Annotated in this window: 17 protein-coding genes; 8 read left to right on the top strand and 9 right to left on the bottom strand. The window is 67.8% G+C overall.

What is annotated here, in order from left to right; genetic code table 11:
• Positions 1 to 79: 79 nt before the first annotated feature.
• The 3 genes from ACSQ2G_RS21625 (at position 80) to ACSQ2G_RS21635 (ending at position 4643) form a co-directional block, all read left to right on the top strand.
• Positions 80 to 781 carry a FadR/GntR family transcriptional regulator gene (locus tag ACSQ2G_RS21625; protein ID WP_404979958.1) on the top strand — a complete coding sequence of 234 codons (702 nt, stop codon included), beginning with the start codon at positions 80 to 82 and terminating at the stop codon, positions 779 to 781.
• Between the two features lie 441 nt (positions 782 to 1222).
• Positions 1223 to 3025 (top strand): IlvD/Edd family dehydratase, encoded by a 1803-nt coding sequence (locus ACSQ2G_RS21630; RefSeq protein WP_436034434.1) that lies wholly within the window; start codon positions 1223 to 1225, stop codon positions 3023 to 3025.
• Between the two features lie 52 nt (positions 3026 to 3077).
• The gene (locus ACSQ2G_RS21635) at positions 3078 to 4643 is read left to right on the top strand and encodes an alpha-N-arabinofuranosidase (RefSeq protein ID WP_436034436.1); all 1566 of its coding nucleotides are present in this window, start codon (positions 3078 to 3080) and stop codon (positions 4641 to 4643) included.
• Between the two features lie 82 nt (positions 4644 to 4725).
• On the opposite strand, the gene ACSQ2G_RS21640 is transcribed toward ACSQ2G_RS21635, so the two are convergent.
• Positions 4726 to 6759: a discoidin domain-containing protein gene (locus ACSQ2G_RS21640; protein WP_436034438.1), complete on the bottom strand. Its 2034-nt coding sequence runs from the start codon at positions 6757 to 6759 to the stop codon at positions 4726 to 4728.
• Between the two features lie 145 nt (positions 6760 to 6904).
• On the opposite strand from ACSQ2G_RS21640, the gene ACSQ2G_RS21645 reads away from it, so the two are divergent.
• Positions 6905 to 7243 carry a hypothetical protein gene (locus ACSQ2G_RS21645; RefSeq protein ID WP_436034440.1) on the top strand — a complete coding sequence of 113 codons (339 nt, stop codon included), beginning with the start codon at positions 6905 to 6907 and terminating at the stop codon, positions 7241 to 7243.
• A 69-nt stretch (positions 7244 to 7312) separates the two neighbouring features.
• Here the strand turns inward: ACSQ2G_RS21645 and ACSQ2G_RS21650 are convergent, their stop codons facing one another.
• The 8 genes from ACSQ2G_RS21650 to rhmD all read right to left on the bottom strand — a co-directional run bounded on the left by ACSQ2G_RS21650 (position 7313) and on the right by rhmD (position 18063).
• Positions 7313 to 8887: an MFS transporter gene (locus ACSQ2G_RS21650; RefSeq protein WP_436034442.1), complete on the bottom strand. Its 1575-nt coding sequence runs from the start codon at positions 8885 to 8887 to the stop codon at positions 7313 to 7315.
• Between the two features lie 84 nt (positions 8888 to 8971).
• Positions 8972 to 10081 carry a beta-galactosidase BglB gene (bglB, locus tag ACSQ2G_RS21655; protein ID WP_436034444.1) on the bottom strand — a complete coding sequence of 370 codons (1110 nt, stop codon included), beginning with the start codon at positions 10079 to 10081 and terminating at the stop codon, positions 8972 to 8974.
• Positions 10082 to 10130: 49 nt separating this feature from the next.
• A complete protein-coding gene (locus ACSQ2G_RS21660; protein ID WP_436034446.1) occupies positions 10131 to 13925 on the bottom strand; it encodes a beta-galactosidase in 3795 nt (1264 codons plus the stop codon).
• A gap of 2 nt (positions 13926 to 13927) precedes the next feature.
• A complete protein-coding gene (gene rhaM / locus ACSQ2G_RS21665; RefSeq protein ID WP_028041357.1) occupies positions 13928 to 14260 on the bottom strand; it encodes an L-rhamnose mutarotase in 333 nt (110 codons plus the stop codon).
• A gap of 32 nt (positions 14261 to 14292) precedes the next feature.
• A complete protein-coding gene (locus tag ACSQ2G_RS21670) occupies positions 14293 to 15210 on the bottom strand; it encodes an amidohydrolase family protein (RefSeq protein WP_436034449.1) in 918 nt (305 codons plus the stop codon).
• A 28-nt stretch (positions 15211 to 15238) separates the two neighbouring features.
• Positions 15239 to 16003 carry an SDR family NAD(P)-dependent oxidoreductase gene (locus ACSQ2G_RS21675; RefSeq protein WP_436034451.1) on the bottom strand — a complete coding sequence of 255 codons (765 nt, stop codon included), beginning with the start codon at positions 16001 to 16003 and terminating at the stop codon, positions 15239 to 15241.
• Positions 16000 to 16863, bottom strand: a complete 864-nt coding sequence (locus ACSQ2G_RS21680) for a fumarylacetoacetate hydrolase family protein (RefSeq protein ID WP_436034453.1) — start codon at positions 16861 to 16863, stop codon at positions 16000 to 16002. The genes ACSQ2G_RS21675 and ACSQ2G_RS21680 overlap by 4 nt, the downstream gene beginning before the upstream one ends.
• 21 nt (positions 16864 to 16884) lie before the next feature.
• Positions 16885 to 18063 carry an L-rhamnonate dehydratase gene (rhmD, locus tag ACSQ2G_RS21685; protein ID WP_056759691.1) on the bottom strand — a complete coding sequence of 393 codons (1179 nt, stop codon included), beginning with the start codon at positions 18061 to 18063 and terminating at the stop codon, positions 16885 to 16887.
• 263 nt (positions 18064 to 18326) lie between these two features.
• Between rhmD and ACSQ2G_RS21690 the strand changes: the two genes are divergently transcribed.
• From ACSQ2G_RS21690 to ACSQ2G_RS21705, 4 genes are read left to right on the top strand one after another with little or no spacing between them, the layout of a single operon-like run.
• A complete protein-coding gene (locus ACSQ2G_RS21690) occupies positions 18327 to 19127 on the top strand; it encodes an IclR family transcriptional regulator (RefSeq protein WP_436034455.1) in 801 nt (266 codons plus the stop codon).
• A gap of 32 nt (positions 19128 to 19159) precedes the next feature.
• A complete protein-coding gene (locus ACSQ2G_RS21695; RefSeq protein WP_028041443.1) occupies positions 19160 to 19921 on the top strand; it encodes an SDR family oxidoreductase in 762 nt (253 codons plus the stop codon).
• 4 nt (positions 19922 to 19925) lie between these two features.
• On the top strand, positions 19926 to 21068 hold the full coding sequence (gene lldD / locus ACSQ2G_RS21700; protein ID WP_436034457.1) for an FMN-dependent L-lactate dehydrogenase LldD: 1143 nt from the start codon (positions 19926 to 19928) through the stop codon (positions 21066 to 21068).
• A complete protein-coding gene (locus ACSQ2G_RS21705) occupies positions 21065 to 21910 on the top strand; it encodes a rhamnogalacturonan acetylesterase (protein WP_436034459.1) in 846 nt (281 codons plus the stop codon). Before lldD ends, ACSQ2G_RS21705 begins: the two co-directional genes overlap by 4 nt.
• Positions 21911 to 22087 lie beyond the last annotated feature (177 nt).

The following is a 22087-nucleotide window of genomic DNA, read 5'->3' on the forward strand; positions in this document are numbered from 1 at the left end:
CCCCGACGGAGCAGGGAGTGAAGCGCGCGTGCGGAAGAAGAAGGACAGGGCCGGGGACGGGGAGTTCGCGCGGGAGGGGCTGACCAACAGCCGGATCCACGGCTCGATCGCCCGCACCCTTGGCGTGGCCATCGTCTCGGGCCAGTACGCGCCGGGCGACATCCTCAACAACGAGATCGATTCCAGCGAGCAGCTGCAGGTCTCGCGCAGCGCCTATCGCGAGGCGATCCGTATCCTGGCCGCCAAGGGGCTGGTCGAGAGCCGTCCCAAGACCGGCACCCGCGTCACCGAGCGCAACCGCTGGAGCCTGCTGGACCCCGAGGTCCTGGCCTGGTTCTTCGAATCCGAGCCCAGCGAGGAGTTCCTCAAGGGCCTGTATGAACTGCGGATGATCGTCGAGCCGGCCGCCGCCGCCCTGGCCGCCGAACGCCGCGACGACGGCCAGCTGGAGCGCATGCGCAAGGCGCTGATCCAGATGGAGAGCCAGACCCTGGCCACCGACGCCGGCCAGGCCGCCGACCGCGACTTCCACGACACCGTGCTGGAGGCCACCGGCAACGCGCCGCTGTTCACCCTGTCCAGCAGCATTGGCGCGGCGGTGCGCTGGACGACGATCTTCAAGCAGCGCAAGCGCGAGCTGCCGCGCGACCCGATGCCCGATCACTGGAAGGTGTTCGACGCCATCGCCGCCGCCCGGCCGGACCAGGCTCGGCAGGCGATGGAAAAACTGGTCGGCCTGGCCCTGGAAGACACCCGGGCGGCGATCGACCCCAAGGACTGAGCGGAGACCCCGCGCCGGGTTTCGACGCTCGCCGTCGCGGCGCGAAAGAATCATCGGTTCGTACGATCCAAAGACGCCTGGGCGCGACGACGGCTGTGGTCGCCGGACCACCGCGGGGCGCGAATGGATGCGACACAGGTCGATTTTTCGGCTCCGCCAGCCCGTCCTCTGCAACCTATCGTCCGACAACTGTCACGGAACGATTTCCTTATCCGTTCAATTAGAAAACCTGACCCGCCCACGCCCCTCCACGGCGCAGCTCCCACGTTGACGCGGGGTTGCGAGCGGTATAGTCAGACAAATGAACAGGAGTGAACCGAGTGGGGTGTCGATCGCTCCGCCCGGATGGCGGACAGGCCTCCTGATGTCCCGCCAAGCCCTCCCGCCGTCGCCGACCCAAGGCCCCCTCTTCGATCAAGGGCCGCCTTATCAAGGACTGTCATGAGCTCTGCCGCCGTTCCGCCCCGCGCCCTTCGTTCGCGCGCCTGGTTCGACAACCCCGACAACGCGGACATGACGGCGCTGTACCTGGAGCGCTACCTGAACTTCGGCCTGTCGCTAGAGGAACTGCAGTCGGGCAAGCCGATCATCGGCATCGCCCAGACCGGCAGCGACCTGTCGCCCTGCAACCGCCACCACCTGGTGCTGGCCGAGCGGATCCGTGAAGGCATCCGCACCGCTGGCGGCATCGCCCTGGAGTTCCCGGTCCACCCGATCCAGGAAACCGGCAAGCGCCCGACCGCGGGTCTGGACCGTAACCTGTCGTATCTGGGCCTGGTCGAGACCCTGTACGGCTATCCGATCGACGGCGTGGTGCTGACCATCGGCTGCGACAAGACCACCCCGGCTTGCCTGATGGCCGCCGCCACGGTCAACATCCCGGCCATCGCCCTGTCGGTGGGCCCGATGCTGAACGGCTGGCACAAGGGCCAGCGCACCGGCTCGGGCACCATCGTCTGGAAGGCGCGCGAGATGCTGGCGGCGGGCGAGATCGACCGCGCCGGCTTCATCAAGCTGGTGGCCAGCTCGGCCCCGTCGACAGGCTACTGCAACACCATGGGCACGGCCACGACCATGAACTCGCTGACCGAGGCGCTGGGCATGTCGCTGACCGGCTCGGCCGCCATTCCCGCGCCGTACCGCGACCGGCAGCAGAACGCCTACGAGACCGGCCTGCGGATCGTCGAGCTGGTCGAGCAGGACATCAAGCCGTCCGACATCCTGACCCGCGACGCTTTCCTGAACGCCATCGTGGTCAATTCGGCGATCGGCGGCTCGACCAACGCCCCGATCCACCTGAACGGCCTGGCCCGGCACATGGGCGTCGAGCTCTCGGTCGACGACTGGCAGACCTATGGCGAAGAGGTGCCGCTGCTGGTCAACCTGCAGCCGGCCGGCGAATATCTCGGCGAGGACTATTACCACGCCGGCGGCGTGCCCGCCGTCGTCAACCAACTGATGGGCCAGGGCCTGATCCGCGAGGACGCCCTGACCGTCTCGGGCAAGACCATCGGCGAGGCCTGCCGCGGCGCGATCATCGAGGACGAGGCGGTGATCCGTCCGTTCGACAAGCCGCTGGTCGAGCGCGCCGGCTTCGTGGTCATGCGCGGCAACCTGTTCAATTCGGCGATCATGAAGACCAGCGTGGTCACCGCCGAGTTCCGCGACCGCTACCTGTCCGACCCGAACGACCCGGACGCCTTCGAGGGCGAGGCCGTGGTGTTCGACGGGCCCGAGGACTACCACCACCGGATCGACGACCCGGCGCTGGGCATCACCGAGCGCAGCGTGCTGTTCATGCGCGGGGCCGGGCCGATCGGCTATCCCGGCGCGGCCGAGGTCGTGAACATGCGGGCCCCCGACTACCTGATCAAGCGGGGGATCCACCAGCTGCCGTGCATCGGCGACGGGCGCCAGTCGGGCACTTCCGGCTCGCCCTCGATCCTCAACGCCTCACCCGAGGCGGCGGCCGGCGGCGGCCTGGCCCTGCTGAAGACCGGCGACCGCGTGCGGGTCGACCTGCGCAAGTCGCGGGTGGACGTGCTGGTCACGCCCGAAGAGATTGTGGCGCGGCGCAAGGCGCTCGAGGCGGCCGGCGGCTACGCCTATCCGGAAAGCCAGACGCCCTGGCAAGAGATCCAGCGGGCCATCGTCGGCCAGATGGAGACCGGGGCGGTGCTGGAGCCGGCGGTCAAGTACCAGCGCATCGCCCAGACCAAGGGCCTGCCGCGCGACAACCACTGATCCAATCCACCGAAGACAAGCGCCGACAAAACGGCGACCTAGGGAGAATAACGTGAAGCTGACCACGCTGAAGCACGCGCTCGTCGCGGGCCTTGCCGTCGCCGCCCTGGCGACGGCCGGGACCGCCGTCGCCCAGACCGCCGTGACCGCCACCCTGCGGGCCGACCAGCCCGGCGCGGTGATCCAGCCGGAGATCTACGGCCAGTTCGCCGAGCACCTGGGCCGGGGCATCTACGAGGGCGTCTGGGTCGGCGAGGACAGCAAGATCCCTAACACCAAGGGCTATCGCAACGACGTGGTCGCGGCCCTGAAGCAGATCCACGTGCCGGTCGTCCGCTGGCCGGGCGGCTGCTTCGCCGACGACTATCACTGGCGCGAGGGGATCGGCCCGCGCGACAAGCGCCCGACCAAGGTCAATGTGATGTGGGGCGGCGTCGAGGAGCCCAACAGCTTCGGCACCAACGAGTTCATGGACTTCGCCGAGCTGATCGGCGCCAAGACCTATGTCGCCGGCAATGTCGGCAGCGGCACGCCGCAGGAAATGGCCGAGTGGGTCGAGTATATGGTGTCGCCGACCAAGTCGACGATCGCCAACCAGCGCCGCGCCAACGGCCGCGACAAGCCGTGGAAGCTCGACTTCTTCGGGGTCGGCAACGAGAACTGGGGCTGCGGCGGCCAGATGACGGCGGCCCACTACACCAATCTCTACCGCAACTTCGCCGAGTTCGTGCGGGTGCCGGCCGGGACCGACACCGTGAAGGTGGCCAGCGGCCCCAACGCCGACGACTACGCCTGGACCGAGACCCTGATGGCCGGCGCGGCCAAGAACATGAACGCGCTGAGCCTGCACTACTATACGATCCCCACCGGCAGCTGGAAGGACAAGGGCTCGGCGACGGAGTTCAACGAGCAGCTGTGGGCCGACACCATGGTCTCGACCCTGAAGATGGAAGAGCTGGTCAGCAAGCACAGCGCCATCATGGACAAGTACGACCCCGAGAAGAAGGTCGGGCTCTATGTCGATGAATGGGGCATCTGGCACAATGTCGAGCCGGGCACCAATCCGGGCTTCCTCTACCAGCAGAACACCATGCGCGACGCGGTGGTGGCCGGCGTGAACCTGAACATCTTCCACAAGCACGCCGACCGGGTGCGGCTGACCGCCATCGCCCAGATGGTCAACGTGCTGCAGGCGATGATCCTGACCGACAAGGAAAAGATGGTCCTGACCCCGACCTACTGGGTCTACGACCTCTACAAGCCGTTCCAGGGCGCGACCTCGCTGCCGCTGGAGGTCAACAGCCCGAACTATACGCTGGGCAAGTCCAGCGTCCCGGCGGTCAGCGCCTCGGCGGCGCGGGACACGGCGGGCGTGGTCCACCTGGCGCTGGTCAACGTGGATCCGAACAAGTCGGCGACCGTGACGATCAAGCTCACGGGCGTGGCCGGCAAGACGGCCAAGGGCCGGGTGCTGACGGCCTCGACCATGGCCGCCCACAACACCTTCGACGCGCCCAACGCCGTCAAGCCGGCGGCCTTCACCAGCGCCTCGATCAAGGGCGACGTGCTGACCGCCACCCTGCCGAGCAAGTCGGTGGTGGTGCTGGATCTGAACTAGGGCTCTAAAAGAGTGGGGACATGCACATGTGCATGTCCCCGGCTCCCTTCGATCCGCTCATCCGGCGGGTTTTGGCTGTAGTTCAAAACACCTTCATCTCGACCAGCCGCATGTCCTGGCCCGGCGCCAGGTCGAAGACCGCGCGCAGTTTCGAGGTCGTGACCGGCTTCCAGGTCGTGCGGTCGACGCCGTTGTCGAGGGGCGCGGCGACCTTGGCGGTTTCTACCCACTTCCCACCGATCCAGGCCTCCAGCCGATAGGCCGTCGGGGCGGCCAGGTGCTGGCCGTCGGCGAAGAAGCTGAGCTCGGCCGCGCGCACCGGGACCGGCTTGCCGAAATCGACCGCGAACCACGGCGGGGCCTGGCCGGCGCCCGGCGACCAGCCGTTGGCCATTTCCGGGAAGAACCACACCCGCCCGTCCAGCGCCTGGTGCACGGTCTTGGGATCCTCGCCCGCCGAGGCCGAGCCCTTGGGATAGTCCGAGCGGACCAGGTTGACCGCCAGGTCGACCGGGCGGGCGATCGGCGCGGCCGGCTTGCGGGCCAGCGGGACCGTGATCCTGGCGAGGGTCGGCGAGGCGGCGACCTCCCGGCCGTCCACCGTCACCACCAGGCCGCGGCGGCCGTAGCGCGAGCCGTCGGCGTCCCAGGCGATCCCGACCAGATGGCCGTGATAGGGCGTGTCCTGCAGGCTGAAATACTTCAGGAAATGCGGATCGGCCGGGTCGGCGGGCGCCAGCGGATTGATCTCCAGCACGTCGTCGGCGCGCGGCCGCAGGCCGACCAGGCCGCTGATGACCAGGTCGACATAGCCTGAGTGATTGTAGTGGTGGCTGCGGGCCAGGCCGACAATGGCCTTGCCGGTGGCCGGATCATAGTCCTCCTCCAGATCCGGCTTGCCGTCCTTGAAGTGCAGGTGGGTGTACTGGGCCAGCATCCGGGCGTAGTCGGCGCGAGTGATCGCCGACTGGTGATAGTCGTTGAGCAGGTTGGCCAGGCCCGTCAGGACTTGGGTGGTCTGGAACGGCCAGATCGGTCCGTTCCACTGGCACTCGCGCTCGCCGGTTTCCTTGATGTAGCGGTACTGGCGCATGTAATATTCGTAGGACGGCTCGACCGTGCGCAGGCCGGCGGGGCCCGCCAGTTCGTCCGGATCGATCGCGTGCTTCCAGGCCGCCGCATAGGCCGGGGCGTCGTCGGGCAGGCCGAAGGTCCAGGGCAGGTAGCCGACCAGCTCGCGGCCGCGGATCGGGTCCCAGTACTTCACGTGCTCGTTGTTGACCTTGTAGCGGTCGATGAAGTGGGCGAAGTCCCGGCTCCACAGGCTCTTCTGCACCTGGGCCTTCAGGTCGGCGGCGCGGGCGGCGTAGTCGGCTGCCGTGGCCTTGTCGCCGGTCAGGGTCGCCAGCCGGCTGATCGCCCGGGCGTTGGCGTACATGTAGCTGTTGATCGAGGGCCGGAACGCCTGGCCGCCGGTGAAGCCGTCCTTGCCGCCCGAGGCGTCGATCGAGCTGATGGTGTATTCGGTGGCGTCGGCCAGCGGCTCGACCCAGTACAGCTTCTTGTCGAAGTCGTAGTGGTCGTCCCACAGGGCGTAGATGTGCTTCATCACCGCCAGGTGCCGGGTCGCGGCCGCCTGGTCGCCGTCGACCAGGAACCGGGCCCAGGTGGCGTCGGTGATCGCTTCGCTGAAGTGGCGGTCGTTGCCGCCCTGGCCGTACATGAAGTCGACATAGTCGCCGGCATAGCGCCGATCGCGCAGCCAGCGGCCCTCCTGGATGTGGAAGCCGGTGGCGTCGTTGAGGCTGGCATAGGGCTCGCGCTGCCAGCCGACGTCGTCGAGGAACTCGGTGGTGATGTAGCCGCGCGGGCCAAGGTCGCGCTGGTGGGCGCGGAACACGCTCCAGCGATAATAGTAGATTTGGTCAAGCTTCTGGTCCGAGGATTCGAACAGCGGGATGTTGCCCTCGTACCAGGAGGCGTCGTTGCCGAACCGGGCGACGGTGATGGCGTGGGCGTCCAGCTTCGGCGAAGTCGCCGCGGCCGCCGGCGCGACCAGGGCCGTCGTCGTCCACAGCGCCAGGGCCAGCCGCGCTCCCTGTGTCCATCCCGCCATTCCCGTTCCCCTTGAAGCTGTTTTGTCTGAGTATTTAGCGAGGGGCGGCGGCGATCACCAGCCTTTCTTGTCGGCGTCAAGTCGGGCTGAATGGGCTAGGGTCGCCGAGCCTGAACGGCGTTCCGAAACCGAGGAGGAAATGGCGATGAAGACGTTCCTGGCCCTCTATATGGGCTCCGACATGCCGGTGGATCCGGGCGCGCTGGACCAGGCGACCATCGACAGGGGCATGGCCGCCTGGGGTCGATGGATGACCGACAACGCCGCCCATGTCGTCGTGACCGGCGGTCCGGTGGGCAAGACCAAGAAGACCGGCAAGGACGGCGTGACCGACATCCGCAACAAGGTCGCCGGCTACATCGTCGTCCAGGCCGAGTCGCACGAGGCGGCGGCGAAGCTGTTCGAGAACCACCCCCACTTCACGATCTTCCCGGGAGACTCGGTGGAGATCATGGAACAGTTGCCGGTCCCGGGGCAGGGGTAGGGACTCCGTTGCCCTGGTTGTTCCCGGACAGCCTCTGCGAGGCTTCCGGGATGACAACCTTCTAGTTCTCTACCCCCGTCCCCACAGCCGCTCGAAGCGCCAACCGGTCAGGTTCTCGACGATCGCCCTGGACTCGGCGCTCTCGGCCTGGGTCTCGCCGGCCCTCAGGCGCTCGACCTCGTGGATCAGCACCTGGTGGGTGCGGGCGTTGAGGCGGAACGACCAGGAGACGACCAAGCCCCACAGCATCATCAGGATCGGGCCGCCGACCATCACCAGCACCACGGCGCGCACGGCCTCGGGGCTCTGGACCACGGCCACGCCGGGATGGGCCTTGTCGGCCGAGACATAGCCGCCCAGGCCGATCAGCGAGGTGGTGACGACGATGGCCCCCGACTGGGCGATCTTGCGCACGAAGGTCATCACCCCGGCGAAGATGCCCTCGCGGCGCTGGCCGGTCACGGCCTCATCGATGTCGGGCAGGTAGTTGTAGACGCTCCAGGGCACGAAGTTCAGCGTGCCGCGGCCCAGGCCCGCCAGGATGATCGGCACGAACAGCCAGAACAGCACCATCGGGTTGGCGGCGGCGAACAGGTTGCCGCCCATGGCCGTCAGGCCCTCGGCGAAGCCCGCCGGACGGATCAGGTAGAAGGCCAGGAACAGCAGCAGGGCCGCGCCGACGAAGCTGATGGCCATGCGGTAGGCGGCGGTCGGCCCGGTGCGGATGACCACGTTGATGGCGATGATCACCGAGACCAGCTGGGCGACGTACATGGTGGTCATCAGCTGCGAGATCACCAGGGTGGCGCCCATCATCACCGTCGCCACGAACAGCGGGAAGGCGGTGTTGAAGATGTCCTGGCTGATGTAGCCGCCCAGATAGAGGCTGAGATGCTGGCGGAAGGCCTTGATGCGCAGGGTCGAGAACAGGTCGCGGAACATGTTGACCGGGATCAGCGCCGCCTTGGTCCAGTCCATGGGTTCGGGCTGGACCAGCTTCTCGGCCTCGGTGTAGGGCCGCTCCCAGGTGAACAGCACGACCAGCAGCACGACCAGGCTGAACAGCCCGCCGAAGATGGCGGCCATGATCAGGAAGGTGCCGGGCGAGTCCTTGCCGCCGAAATGGTTGATGATCAGGGTCGGCAGGTAGGAGGCCAGGATCGCCGAACTCTGGGCGATCAGCATCCGCGCCCCGGCGAACTTGGCCTTCTTGCCGTAGTCCTTGGTCATCTCCGCCGCGAGGGTTTCCCACGGGATCAGGAACATCGTGTAGAGGAACTCGAAGAAGACGAACGTCGTCAGGTAGTAGGCGAACGTCTGGCCCGTGACGAAGATCAGGGCGAAGCAGGGCAGCAGCGGGATGGTCAGGATCAGGAAGATCTTGCGCCGGCCGATGCGCCGCCCGACCCAGGTGTGGCGCAGGTTGTCGGAGATGTAGCCGATCAGCGGGCAGGTGATCGCCTCCAGGAGGCGCGGCAGGCCCAGGATCAGGCCGGTCTCGACCGCCGACAGGCCGCAGAAGGTGATGAAGAAATAGGCCAGCCAGCCGGTGATCACCGCCTGGGCGCCGGCCCCCAGCATGTCGCCGGAACCCCAGCCCCAGTAGTTGATCCAGGTGGGTGTGCGAAGTTCCGACGTCGCCATCTGCGTGTCATTCCCGAATGAAGGGGGGTCTTGTCGCCCCGTCCGATCCGGTCCCGAGACCGGATCGGGTCAAGTCCGTCGAAGCTAGATGAAGGCGCGCTGGAACTCGCCCAGGGCCAGGATGGCCAGGGACTGGCCGTACGGCATCGAGGTCAGGGGGATATCCTTGTAGCCCTGCAGGGTGTCGAACACCGGGGTGCCGAACGACACCTGCTGCAGCTCGCCCTTGTCGTCGATATTGGCTAGTACGCCTTTCAGCGCCTTGACGCCCAGCTCCTGGTACTCGCGGCCGACGTAGCGCTTGCGCACGGCCTTCAGCACGCCGTAGGCGAAGCCGGCCGTGGCCGAGGCCTCCAGGTACGAGGTCTTGTCGTCGACCAGGGTGTGCCAGAGACCGGTGGCGTCGTCCTGGTAGCGGGCAAGGGCCTTGATCTGGGCCTCCAGGGTGTCGATCAGGAAGTCGCGTAGGGCGTCGCCGGGCTTCAGGTCCAAGAGCTCGATGAATTCGGGGATGGCGATCGTCACCCAGCAGTTGCCGCGCGCCCACAGGGCGTCGGCGAAGTTATGCCGGCCCTCGAAGGTCCAGCCGTGGAACCACATGCCGGTCTTGCGGTCGGCCAGGTACTTGATGTGCACCATGAACTGGCGCTTGGCCTCCTCGACGAAGTCGTCGCGGCCTAGCAAGAGGCCGATCTTGGCCAGCGGCAGGACGCTCATCATCAGCGTGTCGTCCCACAATTGCTGAGGGTTCTCGCTGTTGAAGACGATGTGCTGGAAGCCGCCTTCCTCGGTGCGCGGGCCCTCGTACATCACGTAGTCGGCCCAGGTCTCCAGATAGGGCAGGTAGGTGTGGTCGCCGGTCGCCTCGTAGAGGTAGGCCAGGGTCAGGAACGGCGAGACGGTGTTGATGTTCTTGGTCGGGGTGCCGGCCTCGAAGCGGTCGGCGAACCACTGCGTCATGATCTCGAAGGCCCGCGGGTCGGCGGTCATCTCGTACTGCTTCCACAGGCCGTACAGGCCCACGCCGTGGGTCCACTCCCAGTCGTTCCAGCCCTTGGTGTCGATCACCCGGCCGTCGTCCAGGCGCAGCAGGAACTCGCCGGTCTCGTCCTGGATGTCGACCAGGTTGCTGATCAGCAGGGCGATCTTGGCCTTGATGTCCTTGGCCTCGAGGCCGTGGGCGAGATTGGGCACGGGGTAGTCTCCTTGAAGTCTTTTCAGGCGCGGACGGGGGAGCGTCCGGTCAGGGTTTGAAGTCGGGCGCGGGAACGCGGGCGACGGCAATGCCGCCGCGCACGGTGCGCAGGGTGACGAGCTTGACGGTCTCCAGGGCGTCGCCGGGGGCGCCGTCGCTGGTCACCGCCAGGGCGAGGGTGTTCCTGCCGCGCAGGTCGATGATGCCGGTCGGCAGGACGAAGGTCCGCTGCGGGCCGACATGGGCGATGAACTGGCCCATGTTCCAGCCATTGACGAAGATCAGCACCCGGTAGCGGCCCGGCGAGCGCGGGGTGTTCGGATCGCCGATGGTCAGGCCCAGGGTGGTGTCCTGGTCCTTGGGCAGGTCCAGGTCGAAGCTTGTGCGGTACCAGGTCGTGCCTGCGGCCGGTTTGGTCGCGGCCATGTCGGCCTTGGCCCATGCCGCGTCGGGGAAGCCGGGCAGGTGCCAGCCCATCCGCTCGCCATATTGGCCGCCGTTGTTGGCGTTGCCGCGCACCGGATCCTGGATGTCCTCGCCGCCGAGATTGCCCTGGATCTTCCAGGCGATCGGAACGGCGAAGCTGTAGCTGCCCGGACCCGACAGCGAGGCCGAGACCAGGCCGCGGGCCTCCTTGTGGAAATCGTCGGCGTCCAGGTCCCAGTTGTGGCCGTTGTTGCGGACCATCACCGAGATCACGTGCTCGCCGGTCCCGCGCAGGTCCTCGGGCAGCTTGAAGGTCGCCACCCCGGTGGTGATCGGGCGGGGCAGGCCGCCATCCAACTCGTGCTGGCCCAGGAACCGGCCGTCCAGCCAGACCTGCAGCATGCCGGCCCCGCCGCCGCCGTAGTGCAGGGTCAGGGTGTCGATGTCGGGCTTGCCCTGGTAGCGGCCGCGATACCAGACGTCGCCCTGGTGGAAGCCATAGGCGCTCATGTCGAGCGCCGGTTGGCCCGTGGGGCCGCGCACGGTCGAACCGCTGCGGCGGCCCTCGGTCTTGAGCCAGGCGGCGTCGTCGAACTTCGGGTCGGCTTCCGGCGAGCCGGGGGCGGTCTTCCACTCCAGCTTGGCCAGGTCAGGAACTGCGACCGGCGTCGGACCGGCCAGCGGCTTGTCGGCCAACAGGCTGCCCGAGGTCGTGGCCTTAGCCGCGATCTTGGCGCCGTTCCAGCGAAGAGCGGTCACGGCCTTGGGCGCGAAGACCTCCAGCGGGCTGTCGGTCTCGGTGTCGCCGGTCAGGCTGAGCACGCCGCCCTTGACGGCGTCGCTCCGCACCAGGCCGGGGCCGCGCACGAGCACGGTGTCGCGGCGCCAGAAGGTCTGGCCGGTCTCGGCGTCGGCCAGTAACAGGGTCAGCGGCGGACGCCCGCCGCCGGTGATCCGCACCCGGGCCAGGCCCCCTTGGACGCCCTCATGGGCGTAGGTCAGCTTCAGGTCGCCCTTGGCGGCGTCGAAGCTGGAGGCGACCTCGCCCTCCAGGACCTCGACCTTCGGCGCGGCAGCGTAGCGCAGCACCGTCTCGCCCGCCTCGCCGGCTCGGCCGTACAGCAGGGCCAGGTCGCCGTCGTTCCACTTCAGGTGCGTCTGGATCTCGGACGTCGAATAGACCAGCCGCTGGCCGCCCAGGTCGTAGCTGGCCATCAGCATCTTGCTGTCCTGGCCCTTGATCCGCGAGGCGACCTCGTACGCGCCGTCGCGGGTCTTGACCTGGAAGGTGAAGGCCTCGTCGCTCACGCCGCTGCTGGGATTGTGGACCACGACATAGAGGTGGCTTCCGGTCTCGGCGTTGACGTTGTGATAGACGCGGACCTTGTCGTTGGCCGGCTTGACGGCCTCGCCCTTGTCCATGCGGCGCAGGTCGGGCACGGCGGCGATGAACTCGCCCATCTGCTTCATGACGCGAGCCTTGTCGCGCAGGCCCCGGGCCTCGTCGATGGCCGAGCCGTAGTCGTAGGAGGTGAACACCACCGGGGCCGGCAGCCAGCCCCACGAGGTCCCGCCATAGGTCATGTAGAAGCTCTGGATCGTCAGGCCGTTGGCGATGTTCGCGCCATAGAACACCCGCTGGTAGCCGACGCCGCGATGGATGGCGGTGCAGTCATAGTCGCCGTTGCTGCCCCAGTAGTCGAACCAGCCGCCGCCGAACTCGGCCGCGAAGCCGGGGGTGTTGGGACTGGCCGAGGCCCCGCCCTTCGCCCCGCCGGGACCGTACAGGCCCCAGTCGGGCGCGACGCCGGGCGCCGACGGCGTGGAATCGACCTTGCAGCTGCCGCCCGGATAGCCGTCGAAGGCGTAGAGGTCGTTGGGACCCTCCACCGTGCCCGGCACGTTCGAGCCCTTGGGGACCCAGTAGCCGTTGCGGCCCTTGTCGTTGTGGAAGATCGGGACGGTGATCCCGTCGGCCTTGGCCTTGTCGTCCAGCCACCGCATGTAGCGCTGCTGCGGGGCGCCGACCACGTCGAGCTCGTTCTCGATCTGGTGGGCGATCACCGTGCCCTGGCCGGTGGTCAGCTGGTGGCGGGCGATGACGGCGTTGATTTGAGTCAACCACTCGTCGGCGGCGGCGATGTATTCCGGCGCGTCGGTGCGGGCCCGAGCCTGCTGATTGACCATCCAGCCGGGAAAGCCGCCGCGGGTCAGCTCGGCGTTCACATAGGGGCCGGCGCGGGTGATGACGTAGAGGCCTTCCTCCTTGGCCATGGTCAGCACGCGGTCCATGTCGCGCACGCCGTTGAAGTCGTAGACCCCCTGTTTCGGCGAGTGGTAGCCCCAGTCGAAATAGATGGCGACGGTGTTGTAGCCGCTGGCCTTCATCTTCTGGAGGATGTCGCGCCACAGGTCGGGGCTGGGCACGCGGAAGGGGTGGAACTCGCCGCCCCACGAGAACACCCGCTCGCCATCGACCTTCAGCGAGTACTTGTCCCAGGTGATCTGGTGCGCTTGCGCCGGCTTGGCCGCGACCGCCGGGTCGCCGCCTTCTTTGAGAACCGTGAAGTGGCGCACCGTGCCCGACAGGTCCGGCAGCTCGGCCTTCGGCGTCCAGGTCCGGAAGCCGTCCTTGCTGTCGCTGTACCAGTAGCGCTTGGCCGAATATTCGTCGAAATAGATCCGCCAGCCGCCGTCGGGCGTGCGGACCAGGGCCGGACCTTCGACGCCCTTGCCCCAGCCGGCCCAGTCGCCGACGCCCTTGGCCTGCCAGGGACCGTCCAGCGAGGGGGCGGTCCACAGCTCGATGAACTTGCTGGTCTCGTTCTTGGCGAAGGCGTTGTAGAGCCCGCCCTCGCGCACCACGAAGGTGTCGATGAAGTTGGGACCCAGGCCGCTCAGCGGCTTGGGCGCCGACCAGGTCGCCAGCGAGGCGTCGGTGGCGGTGATCCGGTAGGGCTGGAACTGGCCGGCGATGCTGGTGGTCGAGACCGACAGGATCAGGTTGATCGCGCCGTCCTGGTCGACGAACCATTCCGGCGCCCAGCTGTTGGTCGCCCCGGGCACCTCGATCGTCACGTCGCGCAGGAAGGTCCAGTCGGTCAGGTTCTGGCTGCGGGCCAGGCCGATGGTGTTCCCGGTCCAGCCGGTGGTGTAGGCGACATAGTACCAGCCGTCGGTGTGCTTCATCACGCTGGGATCGCGGATCAGGCCCTTGGGCGGGGTGTAGGCCAGCGGCTTCTTCAGGGTGAAGCGCGTGCCGTCCGCCGAGTCGTAGACGCTCATGTTCGACTGACTGGCGTTGGTGAACGCCGTCATCGTGTAGCGCGCGGGCTCGGCCCGGACGGGCTCTACAAAGGCGGTGGTCGCCAGCAGGGTGGCGGCCAGGCCGAGCGCTTTGAGGGGCAGGCGGGTCATCCCTAGCCCTCGAAATAGAAGACGGGCTTCAGCGGCCATTCGACGGGCTTGTTGTCCGGATGGACCTCCATCAGGTCGGCCATGTAGTCCCACCAGCGCTTCATGACCGGCTCCAGCGGCAGGGCGTCCTTGGTGTTGTCAGGGCGCAGGCGCAGCACGGCGAACAGGCTCATCGTCTGCTCGTCCAGGAAGATCGAGTAGTCGTGGATCCCGGCCTTGCGCAGGGCCTCGGCCAGGTCGGGCCACAGGTCGTCGTGGCGGCGCTCGTATTCGGCGGCGACGCCGGGCTTCAGCTGCATGCGGAAGGCGAGGGGCCGGTCCTGGTGGTTGCTCATCATGTCCTCCCGTTTCTTGCTTTTGTCGTGGATCAGGTCGTCGGCGGCGGCAGGCGGTAGATCCGACTGGCCGTTCCGGCGAACATCAGGTCCCGCTCGGCCTGGCCGAAATCGGCGGTGATCGCGTCATAGGCGGCATAGAAATCGCCTAACGACCCGTGCACCTTCTCGACCGGGAAGTTGCTGGCGAACATGCAGCGGGCCGGGCCGAAGGTCTCGATCACCCGCAGCACGAAGGGCCGCAGGCTGTCGATCGTCCAGGCGCGGTCGATCATGGCCAGGCCAGAGATCTTGCAAGCGACGTTGGGCAGCTGCGCCAAAAGCGCCAGGCCCTCACGCCAGGCCGCTAGGCCGGCCTCGTCGCGGTCGGTGGGCATGCCGGCGTGGTTGACGATCACCGGGATGTCCGGATGGGCGGCGGCCAGGGCGGCGGCGGTCGCCATCTGCGAGGGATAGAGCTGCAGGTCGAACGACAGGCCGTACCTGGCCAGCAGGGCGTAGCCGGCCCGCCATTGCGGGTCCTGCAACGGGTCGTGGTCGTTGTAGGTCTTGGCCGGATCGGCGTGCCAGTTGACGATCTGGCGCACGCCGCGGACGCTGGCCCGCGCCGCCTGGGCCTCGAGCAGCGGCTCGACGCCGGGATCGTCCAGGTTGGCGCCGACCACGAGGCCGCCGATCACCCCGCGCGTGTCGGCCAGGCCCTGCAGCCAGTCCGTTTCCGACAGCTGGTCCTTGGGCGGCAGGCCGCACTCGACATGGACGGTCTGGACGAGGTTCCACCCGGCCGCGTCGGCCAGATAGTCGTCGAGCCCATAGGACTTGTAGGCGATCGGCGACATGTCGCCGGCCGGGTTGTTCGGCAGCGGCCTGTCCTGCAGCCAGCTGTAATAGTGCCGGTCCAGGTCCCACAGGTGCATGTGCGGGTCGATGATCGGGCCGAGATAGGTCATCGCTCCCGTTTCTCCCAAAGGTTTGGCCCTAGAACGTGGTGCGGCCGCCGGAAGTGTCGAAGGTGGCGGCGGTGGTGAAGCTGCATTCCTCCGACGCCATGAAGCAGACCATGGCCGCGCTCTCGTGGATTTCGCCCAGGCGCCCCATGGGGATCTTGCCCTTCATGTACGCGACCTGGCTGGGCGGCAGCTGCTCCAGGATCGGGCTTTCGAAGGTGGCCGGGGTCAGGCTGTTGGCGATCACGCCCTGGGTGGCCAGTTCCTTGCCCAGCGACTTGGTCAGGCCGATCACCGCGGCCTTCGACGCCGAATAGGCGCCGGCGTTGGGGTTGCCTTCCTTGCCGGCCACCGAGGCGACGTTGACGATGCGGCCATAGCCGTTGGCCAGCATGAACGGGACCACGGCCTTGCAGCAGTAGAAGACGCCGTTGACGTTGATGTCGAAGACCCGCTTCCAGCTGTCGGTGGGATAGTCGTGGACCGGAGCCGTGGCGCCGGTGATGCCGGCCGAGGCGACCAGCACGTCGATGCGGCCCAGCGCGGCGTTGGCGGCCTGGCCGGCGGCCAGGACGGCGGCTTCGTCGGAGACGTCCAGGGCGACCGTGTGCAGAGCCCCGACCTCGGCGGCGGCGGCCTTCAGGCCCTCGGCGTCCAGGTCCCACAGGCTGACCTGGCCGCCCTCGGCGACGATGCGCGCGGCCACGGCCTTGCCCAGGCCCGAGGCCCCGCCGGTGATCACCGCCGTGCGGCCGGAGAAGCGGCCAAGATAGGGATTGGCGTAGAGCGTGCTCAAGCGACGCCTTCCTTGGTCCAGGCGACGACCGTCTGCTGTTGCTCGCCCAGCTTCTCGATGCCCAGGCGCATGACGTCGCCGGCCTTGAGGAAGATCTTGTCGGGCTTCTGGCCCTCGCCGACACCGGGCGGGGTGCCGGTGGTCAGGATGTCGCCCGGCTCCAGGGTGACGAAGCGGCTCATATAGGCGATCAGCTCGGCGACGCCGAAGATCATGGTCTTGGTGTTGCCGGTCTGCATGCGCTTGCCGTTCAGGTCCAGCCACATGTCCAGGTCCTGGCAGTCGCCGACCTCGTCAGCGGTGACCAGCCACGGGCCGACCGGACCGAAGGTGTCGCAGCCCTTGCCCTTGTCCCACTGCGAGCCCAGCTCCTTCTGGAAGGCGCGCTCGGAGACGTCGTTCACCAGCACGTAGCCGGCGACGTAGTCCAGGGCTTCGCTCTGCTCGACATAGCGGGCGCGCTTGCCGATCACCACGCCCAGCTCGACCTCCCAGTCGCCCTTCAGGGCGTCCTTGGGCAGCATCACGTCGTCGTTCGGGCCGTTCAGGCACGAGGTCGCCTTGGTGAAGAAGATCGGCTCGGGCGGCGGCTCCAGGCCGGCTTCCTTGGCGTGGTCGGCGAAGTTCAGGCCGATGGCCAGGAACTTGCCGACATTGCCGATCGGCACACCGTAGCGGGGCGAGCCCTCGACCACCGGCAGGGTGGCCGGGTCGATGGCGGCCAGCTTGGCCAGCCCTTCGGGCGACAGCACCGTGCCGGTGATGTCGGACACGTGGCCCGACAGGTCGCGGATCTGGCCCTCGGCGTCGAGGAGGCCGGGCTTTTCGGCGCCGCGCGGGCCGTAACGCAGGAGTTTCATGGCTCTGGTCTTTCGGGAGGATCAGCGGGCGTAAGGCCGGTGCAGACCGACCTCGCGATTGAGTTCGACGCCGAAGCCGGGGGCGTCGGAGAGTTTCAGCTTGCCGTTCACCGGCACGGGCTCGCCGATCAGCTGCGGGTGGAACATCGGGACCACCTCGTCGGCCTTGGGGGCCATCATCAGGAACTCGGCGAACGGGCTGTTATGGCGGGTGACCACGAAGTGGTAGCTGTAGACGCTCGAGCCGTGCGGGATGCACAGCACGCCGCGGCTGTCGGCCAGGTTGGAGATCTTGACCAGCTCGGTCATGCCGCCGCACCAGCCGACGTCGGGCTGGATGATGTCGCAGCACTCCATCTCCAGCAGCATGCGGAAGCCCCAGCGGGTGGCCTCGTGCTCGCCGGTGGTGACCAGCATGCCCTTGGGGGCGTTCTTCTTCAGGTCGCGATAGCCCCAGTAGTCGTCGGGGCTCAGGGCCTCCTCGATCCACTTCAGGCCATATTCGTGGGCCTTGTGGGCCAGCTTGGTGGCGTAGTTCAGGTCCAGCGCCATCCAGCAGTCGAACATCAGCCAGAAGTCCTCGCCCGTGCGCTCGCGCATGGTGGCCAGTTCTTCCAGGTTCTTGCGCAGGCCTTCTTCGCCCTCGGCCGGACCGTGGTGCAGGGGCATCTTGCCGCCGATGAAGCCCATCTTCTGGGCCAGGTCGGGCCGCGCGCCGGTGGCGTAGAAGGTCAGTTCGTCGCGGACCTTGCCGCCCAGCAGGTGATAGACGGGTTCGCCGCGCAGCTTGCCCAGCAGGTCCCACAGCGCCAGGTCGACGCCGGACAGGGCGTTCACCACCAGGCCCTTGCGGCCGTAGTACTGGGTGGAGAAGTACATCTGGTCCCAGATCTTCTCGATCTCGGTGGGATCGCGGCCCTCCAGGAAGCGGGCCAGGTGCTTTTCGACGATGTAGGCGGCGGGCTCGCCGCCGGTGGTCACCGCGAAGCCGACCGTGCCGTCGGCGGCCTCGATCTCGACCACCAGCGTGCCCAGCACGTTGATGCCGAAGCTCTGGCGGCTCTGGCGGTATTCCGGATAGCGCGACATCGGCGTGGCGATGTGGTCGTCGATCCAGTGACCTTCGCCCTGGTCGTGATAGTCGGCTCCGCCGCCGCGCACGACATAGGCCCGAACCTGCCGGATAAGGGGAAACGGCATGGGAAAAACCAGCTCCAGCCCAAGCACTTCCTGCAAGGAAGCGATCAACTTAAAGGAAGAGAAGGGCGTATCGTGAGGCAAAGGCCTTCGACATGCTTGGCGAGACTTTGAAAGGTCGCGCCTACCTCCCCGGGACGTCCTATGACACGGTGGCGCGCCCTGACTTTCGGAGACCGGATCGTCACCTTCGCCGCTTGCGTTAGGTACCATATTATGAGAGAGAGTGCTACAAAATGAAACGTGACGCGTCAAGGGGAGCCTCAGTGGCAGCCAAGGAAGACAACTCCGGAGCCAAGGCGCCCAGCGGCAGCCAGACGCTGTTCCGGGGCCTGGACCTGCTCGACGTGGTCGCCGACTCCGGCACCATCGGCCTGCCCGCCCTGGCCCAGCGCCTGGGCCTGACCCGCAGCACGACTCACCGCCTGGCCACCGCCCTGGTCGAGCGTCGGCTGCTGTCCCAGGCTCCGCGCGAAGGCTACAGCCTGGGCTCCAAGCTGCTGGAGCTGGGCTATCTGGCCGGCCAGCAGATGGACCTGCCGCGCCTAGCCCGCCCGCATCTCGAAAAGCTGTGGGAAGAGCTGGAGGACACCGTCCACCTGGGCGTGCTGGAAGACGACCGCGCCCATTATCTGGACAAGCTGACCGGCCGCCGGCGGATCAACATCAGCTCGCGCGTTGGCGACCGCCAGCCGATCCGCTCGACGGGCCTGGGCAAGGCCCTGGTGCTGGACGACACCGAGGAACGCTGGCGCGAACTCTATCGCAAGGAGGGCCCGCGCTCGGAGCACGGTCCCGACGAAGAGCAGTGGATCGCCTGGATGAAGGACTACGCCAAGCGGGGCGTGGCCTTCGACCTTGAAGAGAACGAGGACCGCATCCGCTGCGTGGCCGCCCCGATCCGCGGGCCCAGCGGCCAGATCGTCGCGGCGATCAGCGTCTCGGGCGCGGCCCAGTACATGGACGACGACCGCATGGCGACTCTGACCGACGACGTGCGCCAATGCGCCAACGCCATCAGTTTCGAACTGGGATGGAACGAGAAGCGGACGTCCGCCAAGCGATAGGCGGCCTGTTCAAGCGTAAGAGTGGAGGAACGATGCTTCTGAAGGACAAGGTGGTGCTGGTGACCGGCGCCTCGGGCGGGATCGGCAAGGCCGCCGCCATCGGCTGCGCCCGGCACGGCGCGGACGTGGCGATCAACTACCACTCCGACGAAGCCGGCGCGGCCGACGCCGTGCGCGAGATCGAGGCCCTGGGCCGCCGCGCCATCGCCGTGAAGGGCGACGTGGCCGAGGTCGCCACCGCCCAGGCCTTCGTCGACGCCGCCGTCGCGGCGTTCGGCCGGGTCGACGTGTTCGTCAACAACGCCGGCATCTGCCCGTTCCACGCCTTCCTCGACATGCCGCCCGAGGTCATGGAGCGGACGATGAAGGTCAACCTGTTCGGCGCCTATTACATGGTGCAGGCCGCGGCCAACCAGATGGTCAGGCAGGGCGACGGCGGGGCGATCATCGCCGTCAGCTCGATCAGCGCCCTGGTCGGCGGCGGCATGCAGACCCACTACACCCCGACCAAGGCCGGCGTGCACAGCCTGATGCAGTCGACCGCCATCGCGCTGGGCAAGTACGGCATCCGCTGCAACTCGGTGCTGCCGGGCACCATCGAGACGGCGATCAACAAGGAAGACCTGGCCGACGTCAAGAAGCGCGAATACATGGCCGGCCGCATCCCGCTGGGCCGCCTGGGCGAGCCCGACGACCTGGCCGGGCCGATCGTCTTCCTGGCCTCGGACCTGGCCAAGTACGTGACCGGCGCGGCCCTGCTGGTCGACGGCGGCGCGTTCGTGAACCTGCAGTAGCTCCGTGATCGTCTCCTCCACCACCGACTTTCGCGAGGCGGCGCGGCGCAAGCTGCCGCGTTTCCTGTTCGACTATATCGACGGCGGCGCCTATGCCGAGCGCACCCTGGCCCGCAACGTTTTGGATCTGGCGGACCTGTCGCTGCGCCAGCGGGTGCTGAAGGACGTTTCCCAGGTCGACCTGTCGACCACCCTGTTCGGCCACTACCAGGCCCTGCCGGTCGCCCTGGCGCCGGTGGGGCTGACGGGCATGTACGCCCGCCGCGGCGAGTGCCAGGCGGCCAAGGCCGCGGCCGCCAAGGGCGTGCCGTTCTGCCTGTCCACGGTCTCGGTCTGCGACCTGGCCGAGGTGTCGAAGGCCAGCCCCGCGCCGATCTGGTTCCAGCTCTACGTGCTGCGCGACCGGACCTTCATGCGCGACCTGCTGGCCAAGGCCGCCGACGCCGGAGCCACGGCCCTGGTGTTCACCGTCGACATGCCGGTGCCCGGGGCCCGCTACCGCGACGCCCATTCGGGCATGAGCGGTCCCAACGCCGCGGCGCGGCGCCTAATGCAGGCGGTGTTCAAGCCGTCCTGGGCCTGGGATGTCGGCGTCATGGGCCGGCCCCACACCCTGGGCAATGTCGCTCCGGTGCTGGGCGCCAATTCCGGCCTTGAGGACTTCATGGGCTGGCTGGGGGCCAATTTCGACCCCTCGATCCAGTGGAAGGACCTCGACTGGATCCGCGACCAGTGGAAGGGCCCGCTGATCATCAAGGGCGTGCTGGATCCCGAGGACGCCAAGGCCGCCGCCGACATCGGCGCCGACGGCATCGTGGTCTCCAACCATGGCGGCCGGCAGTTGGACGGGGTGCTGTCCTCGGCCCGCGCCTTGCCCGATATCGCCGAGGCGGTGGGCGACCGCCTGACCGTGCTGGCCGACAGCGGCGTGCGCTCGGGCCTGGACGTGGTGCGGATGCTGGCCCTGGGCGCCAAGGGCGTGCTGCTGGGCCGGGCCTTCATCTACGCCCTGGCCGCGCGCGGCGGGCCGGGGGTCAGCCAGCTGCTGGACCTGATCGAGAAGGAGATGCGGGTGGCCATGGCCCTGACCGGCGTCAACAGCCTGGCCGAGATCGATCGCTCGATCCTGGCGAAGGTCGACCGATGAGCGTCGTGTCGTTGGTCTTGACCGCCACCCTGGCTCTCGCCCAGGTCTCGGCGCCGGGCGCGCCCAGGCCCGACCTGACCGACGTGCCGCCGCCGGCCGCCATGGAGGCGCCGGTCGCGCGCATCCTGATCGCCAGCGACTCCACCGCCGCCAACTACGGCGCCTCGGCCTATCCGCAGATGGGCTGGGGCATGGTGCTGAAGTGCTCGCTGGATCCCCGCGTCGAGGTGGTGAACCTGGCGCGCGGGGGCCGCTCGACCAAGACCTTTATCGAAGAGGGGCTGTGGACGGGCCTGCTCGACAAGCTGAAGCCCGGCGACACCGTGCTGATCCAGTTCGGCCACAACGACGCCGATCGGGTGAAGATCGTCCGCTTCACCGACCCCAAGGGCGCCTATACCGACAACCTGACCCGCTTCGTCGCCGACGTGCGGGCCAAGGGTGGCCAGCCGGTGCTGATGACGCCGATCGCCAAGCACGTCTTCCTCGGCGACCGGGTTCAGGAGACCCACGGCGCCTACGCCCAGGCGGTCCGTGACGTGGCCAGGGCCACGGGCGCGCCGCTGATCGACCTGGACGCTGACATGATGGGCGCCCAGCAGGCGCGGGGCGAGGCCGGGTCGCGCGGCTTCTATCTGATCTACACGCCGCAGGACGGCGTCGCCCGCTATCCGAACGGCAACACCGACACCACCCACATCAACGAGGGCGGGGCGCGCTTGGCCGCCTCGCTGGTAGCTGGCCGCCTGGCGTTCCTGAAGCTGCCCGTCTCGACCTATGTCCATCCGGCCTCGACCGGCGACCAGCCGATCCTCGGCGGTCCGCGCTGCCCGGGGCGGTAGGGCCCCTCCGTTCGACCCGCTCATCCCGGCGAACGGCAAAAGAAAAGCGGAGCGCCTTGCGGCGCCCCGCTGGCCCGGATGGGGGGAAGAACGGGCGAGTCGTGTGTGAGGAGGAATGGACAGAAGTCCAAGACCTACGCCTGACGTTCCACAATGTGGAACATCATTCGATATAAT

Origin of the sequence: Caulobacter sp. LjRoot300 (assembly GCF_964253875.1) — a bacterium.
In the GTDB taxonomy this organism is placed as follows: Bacteria; Pseudomonadota; Alphaproteobacteria; order Caulobacterales; family Caulobacteraceae; genus Caulobacter.

What these genes read in the sequence shown, in the direction of transcription:
- ACSQ2G_RS21630 (WP_436034434.1), top strand. Translation starts at nt 1,223, where the DNA reads ATGAGCTCTGCCGCCGTTCCGCCCCGCGCCCTTCGTTCGCGCGCCTGG.
- ACSQ2G_RS21640 (WP_436034438.1), bottom strand. Translation starts at nt 6,759, where the DNA reads ATGGCGGGATGGACACAGGGAGCGCGGCTGGCCCTGGCGCTGTGGACG.
- ACSQ2G_RS21645 (WP_436034440.1), top strand. Translation starts at nt 6,905, where the DNA reads ATGAAGACGTTCCTGGCCCTCTATATGGGCTCCGACATGCCGGTGGAT.
- ACSQ2G_RS21650 (WP_436034442.1), bottom strand. Translation starts at nt 8,887, where the DNA reads ATGGCGACGTCGGAACTTCGCACACCCACCTGGATCAACTACTGGGGC.
- ACSQ2G_RS21660 (WP_436034446.1), bottom strand. Translation starts at nt 13,925, where the DNA reads ATGACCCGCCTGCCCCTCAAAGCGCTCGGCCTGGCCGCCACCCTGCTG.
- rhaM (WP_028041357.1), bottom strand. Translation starts at nt 14,260, where the DNA reads ATGAGCAACCACCAGGACCGGCCCCTCGCCTTCCGCATGCAGCTGAAG.
- ACSQ2G_RS21670 (WP_436034449.1), bottom strand. Translation starts at nt 15,210, where the DNA reads ATGACCTATCTCGGCCCGATCATCGACCCGCACATGCACCTGTGGGAC.
- ACSQ2G_RS21680 (WP_436034453.1), bottom strand. Translation starts at nt 16,863, where the DNA reads ATGAAACTCCTGCGTTACGGCCCGCGCGGCGCCGAAAAGCCCGGCCTC.
- rhmD (WP_056759691.1), bottom strand. Translation starts at nt 18,063, where the DNA reads ATGCCGTTTCCCCTTATCCGGCAGGTTCGGGCCTATGTCGTGCGCGGC.
- ACSQ2G_RS21695 (WP_028041443.1), top strand. Translation starts at nt 19,160, where the DNA reads ATGCTTCTGAAGGACAAGGTGGTGCTGGTGACCGGCGCCTCGGGCGGG.
- ACSQ2G_RS21705 (WP_436034459.1), top strand. Translation starts at nt 21,065, where the DNA reads ATGAGCGTCGTGTCGTTGGTCTTGACCGCCACCCTGGCTCTCGCCCAG.